Consider the following 15,554-nt stretch of genomic DNA (forward strand, 5'->3'; position numbering starts at 1 on the left):
CATCGATCGATGTGAACGTCTCGCCATGCCGTGCGGAGATATCCCGTCGACCGGGTCGACCGCATCTGCGATCATGGCCGCCGTGACCAAGCTGAACCAGATCATCGCGGTGGAGAAGGGCGTCAAGAGCAAGTCCTTCGCGGAGTTGACCGAGGCGCATCACGCGGTGCAGAAGCAGCCGCTGCTGTCCGGCATCTCGCGCACCTACCAGCCGAAGGACGAGGAGGGCGAGCAGTTCCCGCCCGAGTCGACCCGGGTGCAGGTGCACGCCGAACAGGTGCTGCGGGACGTGGCGAAGACCCTCACCCGGCTGTTCGACGTGACCGCCACCAAGGACTGGGCGAACACCCGGGCCACCGCGGACGTGACGGTCGACGGTCGGACTCTGATCACCGCCGTACCGGTTTCCTATCTGCTCTTTCTGGAAAAGCAGCTGGTCGACCTGCACACCTTCGTCAAGAAACTGCCGGTGCTGGACGCCGCCGAGTCGTGGAGCCGCGACGAGTCGACCGATTCCTGGCGGACCGAACCGGTGCGGACCGTGAAGACCAGGAAGGTGCCCCGCAACCACGTCAAGGCCGAGGCGACCGACAAGCACCCGGCGCAGGTCGAGGTCTACTACGAGGACGTCCCGGTCGGCTACTGGACGACGGTGAAGTTCTCCGGAGCGTTGCCGGCGCGGCGGGTCAACGAACTGCTGGACCGGATCTCCGCGCTGCAGACGGCGGTGAAGTTCGCCCGGGAGGAGGCCAACGGCGCCGAGGTCACCGACCAGCGGGTCGGTGACGCCGTCTTCGGCTACCTTTTCGGGTAGTGGGACCGCCGTTCCACGGCGGTCCGGCTACCCGCACAGTCTCCCCCGGACTGAGCCCCGGGGGTGGCCGTCACCCGGAGACTCTCCTGGGTGACGGAGATGGAGCACCACGCTGAAGCTGATGCAGAAGCTGACGAAGCGGTCCCAGTGCGGGTTCGAGTCCCGCCCCCGGTACCACACACCGGGGTGGCCCAACTGGCAGAGGCAGCCGCATTCACACTCAGACTCTCGCTCCACGCTCAGCATTCGCCACCGGTCGTCAGGTCGAGGAGGGACGGACAGGGACAGCTGGATGCTGGTTCGATTCCAGCTCGCGCCTCCACGCGGCGCGGTAGTTTAAGGGCAAAACCCGGTGTCATGAGAGTGATCCGGCCCGTTAAACGTGTTGACGACAGCAAGTGGGTGGCAGCCCAGAGGCCCGGAGACAGGACAGGTCTCCGGGCCTCGCCACGTCGTCGGCTCAGGGGCAGGGCTGCCAGGCCATGTGATACGTGGTCTCGATGCTGCCGTCGGTCGAGTCCATCGTCAGGAAGCTCTCCCCTGTCGACGTACCCTTGCTCAGCCGCAGCTCGGTGTTGATGTTCAGGTTGCGCAACTCCCCGCAGGGGTGCCAGACCACGGAACCGATCGGGACCTCGTCGGTGACCACCCAGTTGTCGTCCAGCGGCGCGGCGATCGGGTGGTTGGTGGAGGTGCTCTCGGTCATGCCCTGGAAGTAGTAGTTGGCCATCTGCGTGGCGATGGCACCCTGCTCCAGCAGGCCGTACCCGCGGTAGTCCACCTTGACGATCGCGAAGGTGTAGCCGGCCGGGACGTGCACCAGCACGTTGAGCTGGCAGTTGCGGCGCCCGTCGGTGACCGGGATGCCAGGGCCGGCCTGGACCAGGTAGTCGCTGTAGATCGTGGTGAAGGCGGTGTTGTCCGGCGAGACCGCCACGTCCGCGGTGCCGGGCTCGCAACCGGAGCCTGCCATCGCGACCAACTCGATGACGACTTTGTCGGCGGGTGGGTCGTCCATGATGCTGCGAGCGGACGCGGGCGCCCCCGCGATCAGTGACGAGGCGAGCAGCGCGAGCACCACACCGCCACGCGTCAGCAATTTGCGCATGAAACTACCTCCAAGGCTTGATTTGACCTTGCATGCGCGCCAACTTACTTTTGACATCGATACATGTCAACGTCTAATGTTTATTATGAACACTGACACAAAGTTGAGCCGAATCCGACCGAGAACTGCATGCAAGTCGCCACTCACTGAAGGATCGACCCGAAGTCGCGCCGACACCCAGAGGCATCCTCGATCGATCAGACACGATAAAGTCCAATAAATACGGACATAACTACTCGGCGAATCGCTCTTCACAATGATCAATTCCGCGAACCCCATCGACACAACATTGATGTTTACTAATGCTTGCCGTGCTCACCACATCTAGCTATCATGCTTTCGCAGGCCACCAGTCAGGTGACCGTTCCGACCTCTTGCGACCCTGCGGCGGGACCCCTGAGAGCAAGAAGCCGCGCGGGCTGTTCGGCACCATCGCACGTTTCCATCCGGTTGATATCGGCTCCACCCGGGAGGGGATTGGTATGTCTAGAAACCTCGTCGGCGCCGGACGCGGAATCGGCACCGCACTCGGCGTGGCCCTCGCGCTGTGTCTGGTCGCGCCGGCCAAGGCGACACCGGTCGACCAGGCCGGCGCACCGGACGGCAGCATCTCCGTCGAGGTGCTCGCCGCCAACGGCTCCGGTTGCGCGCCCGGCACGGCGAAGGTCGTCGCCCAACCCGACGGCTCCGGCTTCCGGATCCGCTACTTCGACTTCGTCGCCAGCGCTGGCGGCGGAACCGACCCTGCCGCCAGCCGGCGGAACTGCCAGCTCGGCGTCCTCGTCACGGTGCCGGCCGGTTGGACGTTCGCCGTCGCCACCGCCGACTACCGGGGCCGCGCCACGGTGCCGGCCGGGGCGGCAGGCTTGCAGCGCACCAACTACTACTGGCAGGGATCCTCGGACTCCAGCCGCACCGAGGAGACCTTCGACGGGCCGTACCACGGACTGTGGTCCACCCGCGACGCCGCACCGCTGCTGTCCTACCTGCCCTGTGGACAGCAGCGGGTGCTCAACATCAACACCGAGCTGCGAGTCGACGCCGGCACGTCCGCAGGCATCACCACCATGTCGATGACCAGCACCGACGCCGACGTCGACACTCTGTTCAACCTTGCCTGGCAGCGGTGCTGACGACGCCGGCCTGACCTGACGCGCGCCAGCACCGAGGTCGCTACGACGGGCATGCGAGCAGCGCCGACCGGCACCGACACGCGTACGACGGGCGTGGGCAGCGGCTCCGCTGGCCACGCCCGCGACCGTACCGCGTCATCGTCCGGTGAGCCGTAGGCCGACCGGGGCGCCCACCGCACGATGGGCACGCAGAAACCCGGCCACCGACGCCGACCAGGGAAACCGTTCGGCCCGCGCCCGGGCCGCCGACCGCCGCGCCGACTCCGGACGCCGCACCAACTCGACGATCGCGTCGGCGAAGCCCACTCCCCCGCCGGTGGCGGCCAGTCCCGCGTCGGCGACCACCTCCGGCAACGCGCTCTCGGCGGCGACCACCACCGGCGTACCGCTGGCCAGCGCCTCCAGCGCGGCCAGCCCGAAGGTCTCCACCGGGCCCGGTGCGACCACCACGTCGGCGCTGGCCATCAGCCGGGCGATCTCGGTGCGGTCGTCGACGTAGTTGGCGAAGTGCACCGCCAGGCCGGCGGCTGCGGCCTGCTCCCGTAGCCCTGCCTGGCGAGGACCGGTGCCGACGAACACCCCCACCGCCGCGACCCGGCGACGCCGCAACTGCGCGAGGGCGGCGAGCACCCGTTCTGGACATTTCTCGGCCGACAACCGGGCACAGTGCAGCACCAGCAACTCGCCGTCCGGGGCGTACCGCTGCCGGACGGCGGGGTCGTGGCGCCGAGGATGGAACCGCTCGAGATCGACGCCGAGCGGGACCCGTACCAGGTTGTCGACGCCGATCCGGGTGAACTCACGGGCGGCCCAACCGGTGGTGCACAGCACCGTGTCGAAGCTGGCGGCGGTGGCGGCGTTGAGCCGGTCGGCGACCCGCGTGGTCAGCCGCGCGGACGCGCGACGACCGCCGAACGGCAGCCCCAGCAGCCCGTCGAGGGTCTCGTGGGACACCATCACCGACGGCACACCGGCACGGCGCGCCCACCGACCGGTCCACCGCAGAGTGGTCCGGTCGGAGACCTCCAGGCGGTCCGGGGCAAGCTCGGTCAGCAACCGGCGTAGCCGCGACCGGGCCACCAGCACCCGGTACCCGCCGGTTCCGGGCACCACCGGGCCGGCGAGAGTGATCACCCGGCCCTGACCGGTCTGTTCGTCCGAGTCGACCGCCCCCGGCATGATCAGCACCGGCTCGTGGCCGGCCGCCAGGTAGCCGGTGCCCAGTTCACGCAGGGCGGTCCGGAGCCCACCGGAGCTGCCGGTGATGAAATTCGCCAGCCGGACGATCCTCATGACGCGGTCACCATGCGCCGAGCATGCGGGCTGGTGGTCGGCCTGCGGTCCACGGGCACGTGACGTGTCGGCGAACTGTTGCTGACCCCGAGGTCAGCCCGACCGTGGTCAGGACCAGCCGTACCCGCCCCGTAACGCTTGGCACACCCGGTCGAACCGGGCCCGGTCCAGGATCGCACCTTCGCGACGGATGCTGTCCTCCCGCATGGTCAGCACCCGGTCGAGCCGGATCCAGCTGGGCCGGCCGTCGCTGCCCCAGGTGCCGAGCGCCAGCCAGTGGCGCTGCCCGTCGCGGTCGGACTGGCTGGACAGCATCAGCCCGAACAGGGTGCGACTACGCCGCCCGACGACGAGGACCGGTCGGTCCTTGCCCTGACGCGGATCGTCCTCGTACGGCACCCAGGTCCAGACGATCTCGCCGGGATCGGCATGTCCGTCCAGCTCCGGCGCGTAGGACAGCTCCCGTCGTTGCAGCGCCGCCACCTGGCGGGGCCGGGCCGGGCGGGCCGGCCTCGGTCGCCGCTGCGCCGGGACGCGCTGCCCGGTGAGTCGGCCAACGGTCGCGGTCACGCCCTGCCAGAGTCTGCCCACGGCGCGACAGCCTAGCCGGATCCCCGCCTCGCCACCGCGCCGGGGCGAGGCGCGGCGGGAGTGTCACCCGGCATGGTGGCGATCGTCCCGGCGGGACGGGTCAGCGCGGTCTTCCCGGTGTCCGCAGGTGCGGCACCGGCACCCGCCGGAAGTCGGTGTCGGACGCCAGGTGGAAGCCGGGGTACGACGGCTGGTTGTAGGTGGTCTGCTGACGGGCGACCTCGGCCCGGTACTGCGGATCGTGCATCAGCGTGTACATCTTGCGGTCGGTCACCTCGGTGCTGAGGTAGATCCGGACCGCCGCGCTGTCGACCGTACGGACCAGCAGCTCCTCCCGCCAGTCGCCGAGGACGTCGGCGACCAGCCCCGGATTGCCCTTGGTGTGGTTGTTGGTCCGGGTACCGTCGGCGGTGAGCAACCGGCCACGCCGCCAGTCGGTGATCGTCGGGGTCTGGTCGATCGCCCCGTCGACGATCTGGGTGGTGCCGTCGGCGGCCCACCGGATGCTCATGTTGGTGCCCGGGATCTGATCGGCGATCCGGGCACCGCTGACGTCACGCAGGCCGATGCCGCTGACCGCCCAGACCTCGTGGCCGGGCCGGTCGGGGTCGATGTCGCCGATCATGCCCCGACCGGTGTCCACTCCGGTGTAGTCGCCGAAGATCACCTCGCCGGTGCCGGCGTCGAGCAGGGCGTGCCCGTACGGTGCCCACGGCCCACCTTCGAAGACCAGGTAGGCCTCCAGTCCGGGGCGGGCCGGGTCGATGTCGGTGACGTGCATGGCGTCGCCGTGGCCGAGTCGGGCCGTGGTGCCCGGCGCGGCACTGACCGGCGGCATCGCCGCGAAGGCGCTGTAGAGCAGGCTGCCGTCGTCGTCGATGACGGCAGCCCCGTAGACGATCTCGTGGCGTCCGTCGCCGTCGACGTCGGCGGCACTGACCGAGTGCTGGCCCTGGGTGGTGATGGTGGCGAACTCGTCGTCGGTGCCGTCGCGGCCGTGCGGGGAGTCGTTGAACGGGTTGCTCATCGGCGTCCAGCCGCTGTCGACGTACCACCGCTCGGTGAGCCGGCGCCCGTTCCAGTCGTAGGCGACCAGCGTCGACCGGGTGTAGTAGCCGCGGGCGAAGACCGCCGACGGACGTACGCCGTCGAGATAGGCCACGGCGGACAGGAACCGGTCGACGCGGTTGCCCGGCTCGATGCGCGCCATCGCGTAATCGCCCCACATCAGACCGTCGTCGTGCCGGCCCGGCCGGTACGGGATCGTCTGCAGTTCCCGGCCGGTGGCGCCGTCGAAGACCGTCAGATACTCGGGGCCGTCGACGATGAAGCCCTCGAAGGCACGCAGGTTGTTGCGGGCGCTGCGCGACGGGGCGTAGGTGTCGACGAAGTGGTCGACCAGGGCCCGTGCGTCCGCGTCCGACAACGGATAGCGGTACGTCGGTGCCAGCCCGAACGCCTGCTCCAGGGTGGCGGGCCAGTTGCCGGCGACCACCTCCGGATGGGCGTGCCAGCCACGGAACATCCCGACCAGATGTTCGTAGTAGTCGGCGGCGGACATGCGGTGGTCGTCGGCATGGGTGTGACCGGCCCGGCGGTCGGCCGCCGGCATGGTGACGTACCGCTCGCCGGCCACCTGGCCGTCGGCCCGGTAGCGGATGCTCTTCGTGCCGGGGGCGGTCTTGAGCATCAGTTCGGCGCGGCCGTCGCTGTCGAAGTCGTACACCAGGAACTGGGTGTAGTGCGCCCCGGCCCGGATGTTGACGCCCAGGTCGATGCGGTGCAGCAGGGTGCCGTCGAGGCGGTACGTGTCGATGTAGACCGGCCCGGTGTAGCCGACCTGCGAGACGTCCTTGGAGTTGGACGGGTCCCACTTGACGACGAACTCGTACCGGCCGTCGCCGTCGACGTCACCGACACTCATGTCGTTCGCGGCGTAGGTGTACGGCTCGCCGGCCGGGGTGACGCCGTCGGCCGGGCGGCGCAGCGGCAGGTCGTGGTACGCCTGCGACCAGGGGGTGACGACGGCGCTGCGGTCGACCTCGCGGCCACGGACGAGGGCGGCGACCTGGTAGCGGGCACCGGCGGCGGGGGCGGCGGTGTCCAGGTGGTTGGTGCTGTCGGTGACGGTGGCGATGCGTCGGCCGTCGCGGTAGACGTGGAAGTCGACGCCGGTCATACCGGCGGCGTGCCGACCGGTGACCTCGTCGCCACGCAGGCGCCAACTGAGGAAGACCCCGTCGGCGGTGGCGGCGGCGACGAGGCCACGGTCGAGATGTTCGAGGTGGACGGCGCCGGGCCGGGGCCCGTGGCCCGCGGCGGCGGGGACGGCGTCGCTGGCGGGCGCGCCGGCGGCGGGGACGCCGTTGGAGAGGGTCAGTACGGCGGCGAGCAGCACGGGCGGAACCCGGCGGCGACGGTGACGGGTCATTCCGGGTATCCCCTCCGAGCAATATGAAACGATACAATTCAATGAAGAATATGAATGGATGACCGGCACTGTCAAGGCTGAACCGTTCCATCGATGCGCCGGACCGAGCGATCCGGATCGATCATCACCATGGGTCGCCAGGTTGTGACCCATCGACCGATCGACTAGGGTCGGCGTTTCATCCGCGCCCGTCACGCCCGAATCGGCGGCCACGAGCTAGGAGACAGACGGTGACCAGCACTGCGGCACCCGCGTACCGCCAGCGGCCGACACCTGACCTGACCACCCGCGCCACCGCCCGCCACGCCGCCACCCGGTACCGCCGGCGGATCGGCGGCCTGGCCATGACGGCGGTGCTCGGCCTCACCGCCTGCTCGGCCGGCGAGTCCCTGGAGACCGACGAGGGCGACGCCTCGACCGCCGGCACGCTGGTGGTCGCCATCTCCGGTGAACCGGACAGCCTGGACGTGCACGTCTCCACCGCCGGGCCGACCTTCCTGGTGCTGGAGAACGTCTACGACACCCTCGTCGAGCCGGCCCCGGACCTGAGTTTCCAACCCGCGCTGGCCACCGAGTGGGAGGTCAGCGAGGACCTGCTCACCTGGACCTTCCACCTGCGTGAGGGGGTCACCTGGCACAACGGACGCCAGTTCGTCGCCGACGACGTGGTGGCCAGCTTCGACCGGATCACCGACGCGCAGACCGCCGCGAACGCCTGGCGCTTCGACACCGTCGACGACGTACGCGCCGTCGACGACCGTACGGTGGAATTCGTCCTCAACCGACCGACGCCGAACCTGCTCGCCAACGTCGGCGGTTTCAAGGGCATGGCGATCGTCGCACCCGAGCTGATCGACGGCGACGGACTGACCGGCACGGCGGTCGGCACCGGCCCGTTCCGGTTCGTCAGCTACACCCCCGGTGACCGGATCGTGCTGGAGGCCAACCCGGACTACTGGGGAGACGGCCCGTACGTCGACCGGGTCGAGTTCCGGTTCGTCGCCGAGCCGACCACCGCGCTGACCAACCTGCGCACCGGGGCCGTCCAGCTGACCAACAACGTACCGCCGCAGGAGATCACGACGCTGCGCGACGATCCCGACGTCGAACTCGGGCAGCTGGCCAGCAACGACTACTGGTACTTCACCTGCAACTTCGACCGTGCGCCCTTCGACGACATCGACGTACGCCGGGCGCTGTCCTACGCCATCGACCGCGAGCAGGTCGCCCAGGCCGCGTTCTTCGACTCCGCCACGGCGGTGCAGTCGGCCATGCCGCCGGGCAACTTCTGGGCCACCGACCACGCCCCGTTCCGCTACGACCCGGCGCAGGCCCGGCAGCTGCTGGCCGACGCCGGCGTCGACGGTCTCACCGTGGACCTGATGCTGACCAACGAGTACCCGCACACCCTGGCGGCCGGCGAGGTGATCGCCAGCCAGTGGCGCGACGTCGGGGTCGACGTCGAGATCCGTACCCTCGACTTCGCCAGCTGGCTCGACGAGCAGGGCAACGGCAGCTACGACTGCTACGTCCTGGGTTGGCTCAACAACCTCGACGGCGAGTACGCCTACTACGCCCAGCACCACTCGGCCGGCTCGTTCAACTTCCACGGCTACGCCAACCCGCAGGTCGACCAGCTCCTCGACCAGGCCCGGGAGCGGGTCGTCGACACCGAACGACGCGACCTGTACCACCAGGCTGCCCGGCTGATCATCGACGAGGTCAGCTACGGCTACCTGTACAGCCCGCAGGCGGCGCTGGCCTGGTCCCCGCAGCTGTCCGGCGTCGAGATGCACCCCGACGGCAAGATCCGGCTGCGCACCGTACGGCGCGACGGCTGAGCCGGCGCGATGGCGCGCTTCCTGCTGTGGCGGGCGCTGCAGACCGTGGTCGCGATGCTCGGCGTCAGCGTCGCGGTCTTCCTGATCGTGCACCTGGTGCCCGGGGACCCGATCCGGTTGGCCCTGGGGACCCGCTTCGACGAGGAGCTGTACCAGGCGATGCGGGCCCGGGCCGGCCTGGACCAGCCGATCGCGGTCCAGTACTTCCAGTGGCTGGGTCGGGCGGTCACCGGCGATCTGGGGGTCAGCTTCCGCAGCGGCGAGCCGGTGACTCTGCTGCTGCTCGCCCGGCTCGGCCCGACCGGGCTGCTGGCCGGTGCCGCGCTCGCCGTCGCGCTGGTCGTCGCGTTGCCGCTGGGGATCGTCTCGGCGGTGCGCTCCGGGTCGTTGGTCGACCGGATCGCCACCGCGGTCAGTCAGCTCTGGGTCTCGGTGCCGGACTTCTGGAGCGGGATCATGTACATCCTGCTCTTCGCGCTGGTGCTGGGCTGGCTGCCGGCCTCGGGTTACGTGTCCCCGGTGGACGATCCGGTGCGGGCGCTGCGGCACCTGGTGCTGCCGGCGCTGACCGTCGGGCTGATCTCCGGATCGGTGCTGACCCGGTTCGTCCGCTCGGCGGTGCTGGAGGCGCTGCACCAGGACTACGCGCGTACCGCCCGGGCCAAGGGGCTCTCCCGCTGGCAGACGGTACGCCGGCACGTGCTGCCCAACGCCTGGATCCCGATCGTCACCGCCGTCGGCCTGCAGCTCGGTTTCCTGCTCGGCGGAGTCGTCATCGTCGAGGTGATCTTCGAGTGGCCCGGGCTGGGCAGACTGGCCTACGACGCGGTGGTGCGGCGGGACTACAGCCTGCTGCAGGGCGCGGTACTGACCATCGCGCTGATGTTCCTACTCGTCAACTTCCTGGTGGACCTGCTCTACGGCTACCTCGACCCACGGGTGCGGCACCGGTGACCCGCCGACTGGTCGGTCTACTGCTGGGCAACCCGCTGGCCCTGGCCGGGTTGCTGGTGCTGACGGTGCTGACGGTGGTCGCCGTGGCCGGGCCGTGGCTGGCACCGTACGACCCCAACGCCGTCGACGTGCCCGGCCGGTTGGCGGCACCGTCGCCGCAGCACCCGTTCGGCACCGACAACCTGGGCCGCGACGTACTCAGCCGGGTGCTGGTCGGTGCCCGGGTGTCGCTGCAGGTGGGGCTGGTCGCGGTCGGCATCTCGCTGGCCGCCGGGCTCATCATCGGTCTGATCGCCGGCTACTACGCCGGCGCGGCCGACGCGGTGCTGATGCGCAGCATGGACGTGCTGTTCGCGTTCCCGGCGATCCTGCTGGCCATCGCCGTCCTGGCGATCCTCGGACCCGGCATCACCAACGCGATGATCGCCATCGGCATCGTCTACACCCCGATCTTCGCCCGGATCGTGCGGGCCGCGACGATGGTTGCCACCACCCAGCTGTACGTGCTGGCCGCCCGCGCGGTCGGTGCCGGTGACCTGCGGATCCTCGTCCGACACGTGGTGCCGAACATCGCCGCGCCGGTGATCGTGCAGACCTCGCTCAGCCTGGCGTTCGCCATCCTGGCCGAGGCGGCGCTGTCGTTCCTCGGCCTCGGGGTGCAGCGCCCCGACCCGGCCTGGGGCCGGATGCTCGCCGAAGGCCGCGAGTTCGTCGGTCAGGCACCCTGGATGGGGATCTTCCCCGGCCTGGCGATCCTCGGCACCGTCCTGGCGTTCAACCTGGTCGGCGACGGACTCCGGGATGTGCTCGACCCCCGGCAGCGGTCGGTCGTCGAGTCGAGGGGGCGGGCCGGATGAGCGGCGGGCCGGCGGGCGACGCCCCGGCGACCGACGGTCCGGTGCTGTCGGTACGTGACCTGACGGTGCGCATCGGCACCCGGCGCGGCGTCGCCCGGGTGGTCAACGGGGTCAGCTACGACGTGCGTGCCGGTGAGACCCTGGCCATCGTCGGGGAATCCGGCTCCGGCAAGACCGTCGCCGCGCTGGCGGTGATGGGGCTGCTCGACGAACCGGCCCGGGTCAGCGGCCAGGTGCTGCTGGGCGGCACCGACCTGCTGGCACTCGGCGAACGTCAGTTGCGCCGGGTGCGGGGCAACCGGATCGCGATGGTCTTCCAGGACCCGATGACGTCGCTCAACCCGGTCAGGACCATCGGGGCGCAGCTCGTCGAACCGATCGTGCTGCACGGCCTGGCCAGCGGCGCCGCCGCCCGGGACCGGGCCGCCGACCTGCTCGACCAGGTCGGGCTGCCGGACGCCCGGCGGCGGCTGGACGACTACCCGCACCACTTCTCCGGCGGCATGCGCCAGCGGGTCATGATCGCCATGGCGTTGGCCTGTGAGCCCCGGGTGTTGCTCGCCGACGAGGCGACCACCGCGCTGGACGTCACCACCCAGGCGCAGATCCTCGACGTCGTCGCCGGCCTGCAGCAGCGGCTCGGCCTGGCGGTCGTGTGGATCACCCACGATCTCGGGGTGGTGGCCGGCATCGCCGACCGGGTCGCGGTGATGTACGCCGGCCGGATCCTGGAGGAGGCGGGGGTCGACGACCTGTACGCCGCGCCCCGGCACCCGTACACCATCGGGTTGCTCGCGGCGGTGCCGCGCGTCGGCGTCGCCCGGCCCCGCCGGTTGGCGACGATCCCCGGCCAGCCGCCCGACCCGACGGCGCTGCCGGCGGGCTGTCCGTTCCATCCGCGCTGCGGCTACCGGTACGACGACCGGGCGGCCACCGAGGTACCGCCGCTGCGGACCGTCGCCGCCGGCGGGCACCGGGTGGCCTGCTTCTACGACGTCCCGGCGGGCCGGGATGGCTGACCGCGCACCGCTGCTGCGGGTCACCGACCTGCGGGTGCACTTCCCGCAGCGCGGCCAGGGCCGGCCGGGTCGCCCCGCCGGGCCGGTACGGGCGGTGGACGGGGTGAGCTTCCAGGTCGGCGCCGGTGAGACGCTCGGGCTGGTCGGCGAGTCCGGCTGCGGCAAGAGCACCACCGGGCTGGCGGTGCTGCGGCTGGTCGAGCCCACCGCCGGCACGGTCACGATGGGCGAGGTCGACCTGACCGCGCTGAGTCTGCGCCGGATGCGGGCGATGCGCCGCCGCCTGACGATGATCTTCCAGGATCCGTACGCCTCACTCGACCCACGGATGTCGGTCGGCGCGATCATCGCCGAGCCGTTGGACGTGCACGGCCTGCACAAGGGTACGGCGGCCCGCCGGCACCGGGTCGGCGAGCTGCTGGAACTGGTCGGGCTGGACCCGGACCACGCCCACCGGCACCCGCACGAGTTCTCCGGCGGGCAGCGGCAACGGATCGGGATCGCCCGGGCGCTGGCCGGCGAGCCGGACCTGATCGTCGCCGACGAGCCGATCGCCGCCCTCGACGTGTCGATCCAGGCGCAGATCATCAACCTGCTGGAGGACCTGCGCGACTCGCTCGGCCTGGCGTACCTGTTCATCGCCCACGACCTGGCGGCCGTCGGGCACCTCAGCGACCGGATCGCGGTGATGTACCTTGGTCGGATCGTGGAGATCGCCGACCGGGCCACCCTGTTCACCCGGGCGGCCCACCCGTACACCCGGGCGCTGTTGTCGGCGGTGCCGGTGCCGGATCCGGCGGTCGAGCGGACCCGACAGCGGATCATCCTGCGCGGTGCGGTCCCCTCCCCCGCCGATCCGCCGAGCGGCTGCCGGTTCCGGACCCGCTGCCCGGCGGCGTTCGACCGGTGTGCCGTCGACGATCCGGAGCTGACCGTACGCGGTGCCGGTCACCTGGCCGCCTGTCACCTTCCGGGCACCGACGCCGGCCCGGACCCGCGTGCGGTGGGTGCCCACTGACGCCGCCGCCCGTTCGCTCAGCCGGGGTGGCTCGCCGCCTGCGCTGCGGCGAGGCGGCGTCGCAGGTGCTCCCGGTCCGGCTCGGTGCCGGCCAGCTCCAGCGCCTGCCGGTAGGCGTCGGCCGCGTCGGCGTACCGGCCGAGGCGCTGCAGCAGCTCGGCCCGAGCCGCCGGGAACGGGTGGTGCGACCGCAGCCGCGGATCGGCGGCCAGCTCGTCGAGGATGGCCAGCCCGGCGGCCGGGCCGTCGCGCATGGCCACCGCCACCGCCCGGTTCAGGTCGACCACCGGCGAGGGCGCGATCCGCGCCAGTACGTCGTACAGGGCGACGATCTGCGGCCAGTCGGTCCCGGCGACGTCGGCGGCCTCGTCGTGCAGCGCGGCGATCGCGGCCTGCAGCCCGTACGGTCCGGGCGGGCCGCCGGTCAACGCCGCACGGGCCAACGCACGACCTTCGGCGATCATCGGTCGGTCCCACCGCCGCCGGTCCTGCTCGTCGAGGAGCACCAGTGCCCCGTCCGGTCCGGTCCGGGTATGCCGGCGGGCGTGGACCAGCAGCAGCAGACCGAGCAGGCCGGCGGTCTCCCGTTGGGTCGGGAGCAACCGGTGCAGGATGCGGGCCAGCCGGACGGCCTCCTCAGCCAGGTCGAGGCGCTGCAGGTGCGGACCGGAGCTCGCCGCGTAGCCCTCGGTGAAGATCGAGTACACCGCCTGCAGGACGCCGGGGAGCCGCTGCGGCAACTCGTCGACACCGGGCACCCGGAACGGAATCCGCGCGTCCCGGATCTTGCGTTTCGCCCGGACGATCCGCTGGGCCATCGTCGCCTCCGGCACGAGGAAGGCCCGGGCCACCTCGGCGGTGGTCAGCCCGCCGAGGTGGCGCAGGGTCAGCGCCACCCGGTCCGGCGCGGGCAACGCGGGGTGGGCGCAGGTGAAGAAGAGCGCGAGCCGGTCGTCGGGCAGGTCGGGATCGACATCGGCGGCCGGTGCCGGGTCGGCCCGGTCCGCCTCGGCCTGCAGTACCGCCAGCCGCAGCGCCAGCGTCCGGTCGCGGCGGATCCGGTCCACCGCGCGACGCCGCGCGGTGGTCAGCAGCCACGCCCCGGGGCGGGTCGGCACGCCGGAGACCGGCCAGTGCGTCAGAGCCGCCTCGACGGCCTCGGCTGCCACCTCCTCGGCCAGGTGCAGGTCACCGAAGCGGCGCACCAGGGTGGCGAGCAGCCGGCCGTGCTCCTCGCGGAACACGGCCGCCACCGAGGTCCGTACCGTTTCCGGATCGGTGCCCCGCCCCGGCCCGGCGGGGTCGTCGGCCGACTCGGCACCGGTCATCCGGCCGGTCACATCCCGAAGTCGGCGACCGGACGCACCTGCACCGACCCCCCGTCCCGGGCACCGGGCGAGCGGGCCGCCCAGTCCAGCGCGACGTCCAGGTCCGGTACGTCGATGATGTCGTAGCCGCCGAGCACCTCGCGGCTCTCGGCGAACGGACCGTCGGTGACGATCCGCTGACCGTCCGCCTCGACCTTGACCGAGGTGCAGGTGGTCAGGTCCGCCAGGGCGTTGCCGCTGACCCAGATGCCGGCGTCCTTCATCTGCTTGTCGTAGGCGATCCAGTCCTCGACCGTGCACTGCGGCTCGATGTGGTTCGGGTCGTCGGTCGGTGGGCTGACGAACAGCAGCATGTACTTCACGTCGGGCTCCTCGCTGGTAGTGGCGTTGCCGTACGTCATGACGACGATCGGCGGGGCGCCGCGTCGACAGCGGAGCCGGGAGTTTCTGGCCGGACCGGCCGACCGGGTCCCGCCGCAACCTGCGGCGACCCGCCGACTACTCGGAGTCGGCCAGGATGGCGTAGAGCTTGCGTCGGGTCTCGTCGAGCACCTGGACCGCCCGCTCCCGCTGCTCCGCGGTGCCGTTGAGCATCACGTGCCGCAGCGCGTGCATCGTCTGCATACCCGATTCGCGCACGTCATGCCAGCTGTCGACGGTCTCCGGCGCCAGCTCGGTCCAGGGCGCGGCCTGCGCGGCCTGCTCGGCCTCGGGGCGGGCGGCGTCGGTGAGCGCGTAGCGCTTGCGCCCACCGCCGGAGCCTTCGGCGGTGCCGACGATCAGGCCCTCGTCCTCCAGTAGTTGCAGGGTGGGGTAGATCGAGCCGGGGCTGGGCCGCCAGACCCCGCCGGTGCGGGAGTCGAGCTCCTGGATCATCTCGTAGCCGTGCATCGGGCCCTCGACGAGCAGGGCCAGGACGGCGGCCCGCACGTTCGGCCGGCGGCGTCCCCGGCCGCCGCGACCACCCCTGCCCCAGCCGCCGGGGCCGGAACCCGGGCCACCCGGCCCGAAGCCGGGACCGCCGGGGCCGAAGCCGAAGCCGGGGCCGAACGGTCCGAAGCCGCGTCGCCCGCCGGCCCGCCGCCAACCGGGCGACCCGCCCGCTGTGTCGTGGTGGTGGTGTCTCACATCTGCCTCCGATATTCGTTGATGCATCCACGATATATC

Annotated in this window: 14 protein-coding genes; 7 read left to right on the plus strand and 7 right to left on the minus strand. The window is 71.2% G+C overall.

Features of this window, described 5'->3' with window-relative positions:
• Window positions 1-82: 82 nt before the first annotated feature.
• Window positions 83-814 carry a hypothetical protein gene (locus O7623_RS08115; protein WP_282227983.1) on the plus strand — a complete coding sequence of 244 codons (732 nt, stop codon included), beginning with the start codon at window positions 83-85 and terminating at the stop codon, window positions 812-814.
• Between the two features lie 460 nt (window positions 815-1,274).
• Here O7623_RS08115 and O7623_RS08120 read toward each other — a convergent pair whose 3' ends face one another.
• Window positions 1,275-1,922, minus strand: a complete 648-nt coding sequence (locus O7623_RS08120; RefSeq protein WP_282227984.1) for a DUF4360 domain-containing protein — start codon at window positions 1,920-1,922, stop codon at window positions 1,275-1,277.
• Between the two features lie 482 nt (window positions 1,923-2,404).
• Between O7623_RS08120 and O7623_RS08125 the strand changes: the two genes are divergently transcribed.
• Window positions 2,405-3,055, plus strand: a complete 651-nt coding sequence (locus O7623_RS08125) for a DUF4360 domain-containing protein (RefSeq protein WP_282227985.1) — start codon at window positions 2,405-2,407, stop codon at window positions 3,053-3,055.
• A gap of 135 nt (window positions 3,056-3,190) precedes the next feature.
• Here the strand turns inward: O7623_RS08125 and O7623_RS08130 are convergent, their stop codons facing one another.
• The 3 genes from O7623_RS08130 to O7623_RS08140 all read right to left on the minus strand — a co-directional run bounded on the left by O7623_RS08130 (window position 3,191) and on the right by O7623_RS08140 (window position 7,370).
• A complete protein-coding gene (locus O7623_RS08130; protein ID WP_282227986.1) occupies window positions 3,191-4,348 on the minus strand; it encodes a glycosyltransferase in 1,158 nt (385 codons plus the stop codon).
• 108 nt (window positions 4,349-4,456) lie between these two features.
• Window positions 4,457-4,939, minus strand: coding sequence for a type II toxin-antitoxin system PemK/MazF family toxin (locus O7623_RS08135; RefSeq protein ID WP_282227987.1), 483 nt, complete (start codon window positions 4,937-4,939; stop codon window positions 4,457-4,459).
• Window positions 4,940-5,039: 100 nt separating this feature from the next.
• A complete protein-coding gene (locus tag O7623_RS08140) occupies window positions 5,040-7,370 on the minus strand; it encodes a rhamnogalacturonan lyase (RefSeq protein ID WP_282227988.1) in 2,331 nt (776 codons plus the stop codon).
• 344 nt (window positions 7,371-7,714) lie between these two features.
• Here O7623_RS08140 and O7623_RS08145 point away from each other — a divergent pair, with 344 nt between their 5' ends.
• From O7623_RS08145 to O7623_RS08165, 5 genes are read left to right on the plus strand one after another with little or no spacing between them, the layout of a single operon-like run.
• Window positions 7,715-9,211 (plus strand): ABC transporter substrate-binding protein, encoded by a 1,497-nt coding sequence (locus tag O7623_RS08145; RefSeq protein WP_348775155.1) that lies wholly within the window; start codon window positions 7,715-7,717, stop codon window positions 9,209-9,211.
• 9 nt (window positions 9,212-9,220) lie between these two features.
• Window positions 9,221-10,165: an ABC transporter permease gene (locus O7623_RS08150; RefSeq protein ID WP_282227990.1), complete on the plus strand. Its 945-nt coding sequence runs from the start codon at window positions 9,221-9,223 to the stop codon at window positions 10,163-10,165.
• Entirely contained in the window at window positions 10,162-11,022 is an 861-nt protein-coding gene (locus O7623_RS08155) for an ABC transporter permease (RefSeq protein WP_282227991.1), read from the plus strand. The genes O7623_RS08150 and O7623_RS08155 overlap by 4 nt, the downstream gene beginning before the upstream one ends.
• The gene (locus O7623_RS08160; protein WP_282227992.1) at window positions 11,019-12,041 is read left to right on the plus strand and encodes an ABC transporter ATP-binding protein; all 1,023 of its coding nucleotides are present in this window, start codon (window positions 11,019-11,021) and stop codon (window positions 12,039-12,041) included. The genes O7623_RS08155 and O7623_RS08160 overlap by 4 nt, the downstream gene beginning before the upstream one ends.
• Complete coding sequence (locus O7623_RS08165) at window positions 12,034-13,059, plus strand: oligopeptide/dipeptide ABC transporter ATP-binding protein (protein WP_282227993.1); 1,026 nt, start codon at window positions 12,034-12,036, stop codon at window positions 13,057-13,059. Before O7623_RS08160 ends, O7623_RS08165 begins: the two co-directional genes overlap by 8 nt.
• Window positions 13,060-13,076: 17 nt before the next feature.
• Here O7623_RS08165 and O7623_RS08170 read toward each other — a convergent pair whose 3' ends face one another.
• From O7623_RS08170 to O7623_RS08180, 3 genes are all read right to left on the minus strand, one after another.
• Window positions 13,077-14,387 carry a DUF6596 domain-containing protein gene (locus tag O7623_RS08170; protein ID WP_282227994.1) on the minus strand — a complete coding sequence of 437 codons (1,311 nt, stop codon included), beginning with the start codon at window positions 14,385-14,387 and terminating at the stop codon, window positions 13,077-13,079.
• Between the two features lie 8 nt (window positions 14,388-14,395).
• Window positions 14,396-14,788: a YciI family protein gene (locus O7623_RS08175; protein WP_282227995.1), complete on the minus strand. Its 393-nt coding sequence runs from the start codon at window positions 14,786-14,788 to the stop codon at window positions 14,396-14,398.
• Between the two features lie 97 nt (window positions 14,789-14,885).
• Window positions 14,886-15,515 (minus strand): PadR family transcriptional regulator, encoded by a 630-nt coding sequence (locus tag O7623_RS08180; RefSeq protein ID WP_282227996.1) that lies wholly within the window; start codon window positions 15,513-15,515, stop codon window positions 14,886-14,888.
• Window positions 15,516-15,554: the final 39 nt, after the last annotated feature.

The organism is Solwaraspora sp. WMMD791 (assembly GCF_029581195.1).
Lineage (GTDB): Bacteria > Actinomycetota > Actinomycetes > Mycobacteriales > Micromonosporaceae > Micromonospora_E.

Bases quoted from the DNA above. Each gene is read 5' to 3' on its own strand.
- O7623_RS08175 (WP_282227995.1), bottom strand. From the start codon at position 14,788: ATGACGTACGGCAACGCCACTACCAGCGAGGAGCCCGACGTGAAGTAC.
- O7623_RS08140 (WP_282227988.1), bottom strand. From the start codon at position 7,370: ATGACCCGTCACCGTCGCCGCCGGGTTCCGCCCGTGCTGCTCGCCGCC.
- O7623_RS08125 (WP_282227985.1), top strand. From the start codon at position 2,405: ATGTCTAGAAACCTCGTCGGCGCCGGACGCGGAATCGGCACCGCACTC.
- O7623_RS08165 (WP_282227993.1), top strand. From the start codon at position 12,034: ATGGCTGACCGCGCACCGCTGCTGCGGGTCACCGACCTGCGGGTGCAC.
- O7623_RS08160 (WP_282227992.1), top strand. From the start codon at position 11,019: ATGAGCGGCGGGCCGGCGGGCGACGCCCCGGCGACCGACGGTCCGGTG.
- O7623_RS08130 (WP_282227986.1), bottom strand. From the start codon at position 4,348: ATGAGGATCGTCCGGCTGGCGAATTTCATCACCGGCAGCTCCGGTGGG.
- O7623_RS08170 (WP_282227994.1), bottom strand. From the start codon at position 14,387: ATGACCGGTGCCGAGTCGGCCGACGACCCCGCCGGGCCGGGGCGGGGC.
- O7623_RS08120 (WP_282227984.1), bottom strand. From the start codon at position 1,922: ATGCGCAAATTGCTGACGCGTGGCGGTGTGGTGCTCGCGCTGCTCGCC.
- O7623_RS08145 (WP_348775155.1), top strand. From the start codon at position 7,715: ATGACGGCGGTGCTCGGCCTCACCGCCTGCTCGGCCGGCGAGTCCCTG.
- O7623_RS08150 (WP_282227990.1), top strand. From the start codon at position 9,221: ATGGCGCGCTTCCTGCTGTGGCGGGCGCTGCAGACCGTGGTCGCGATG.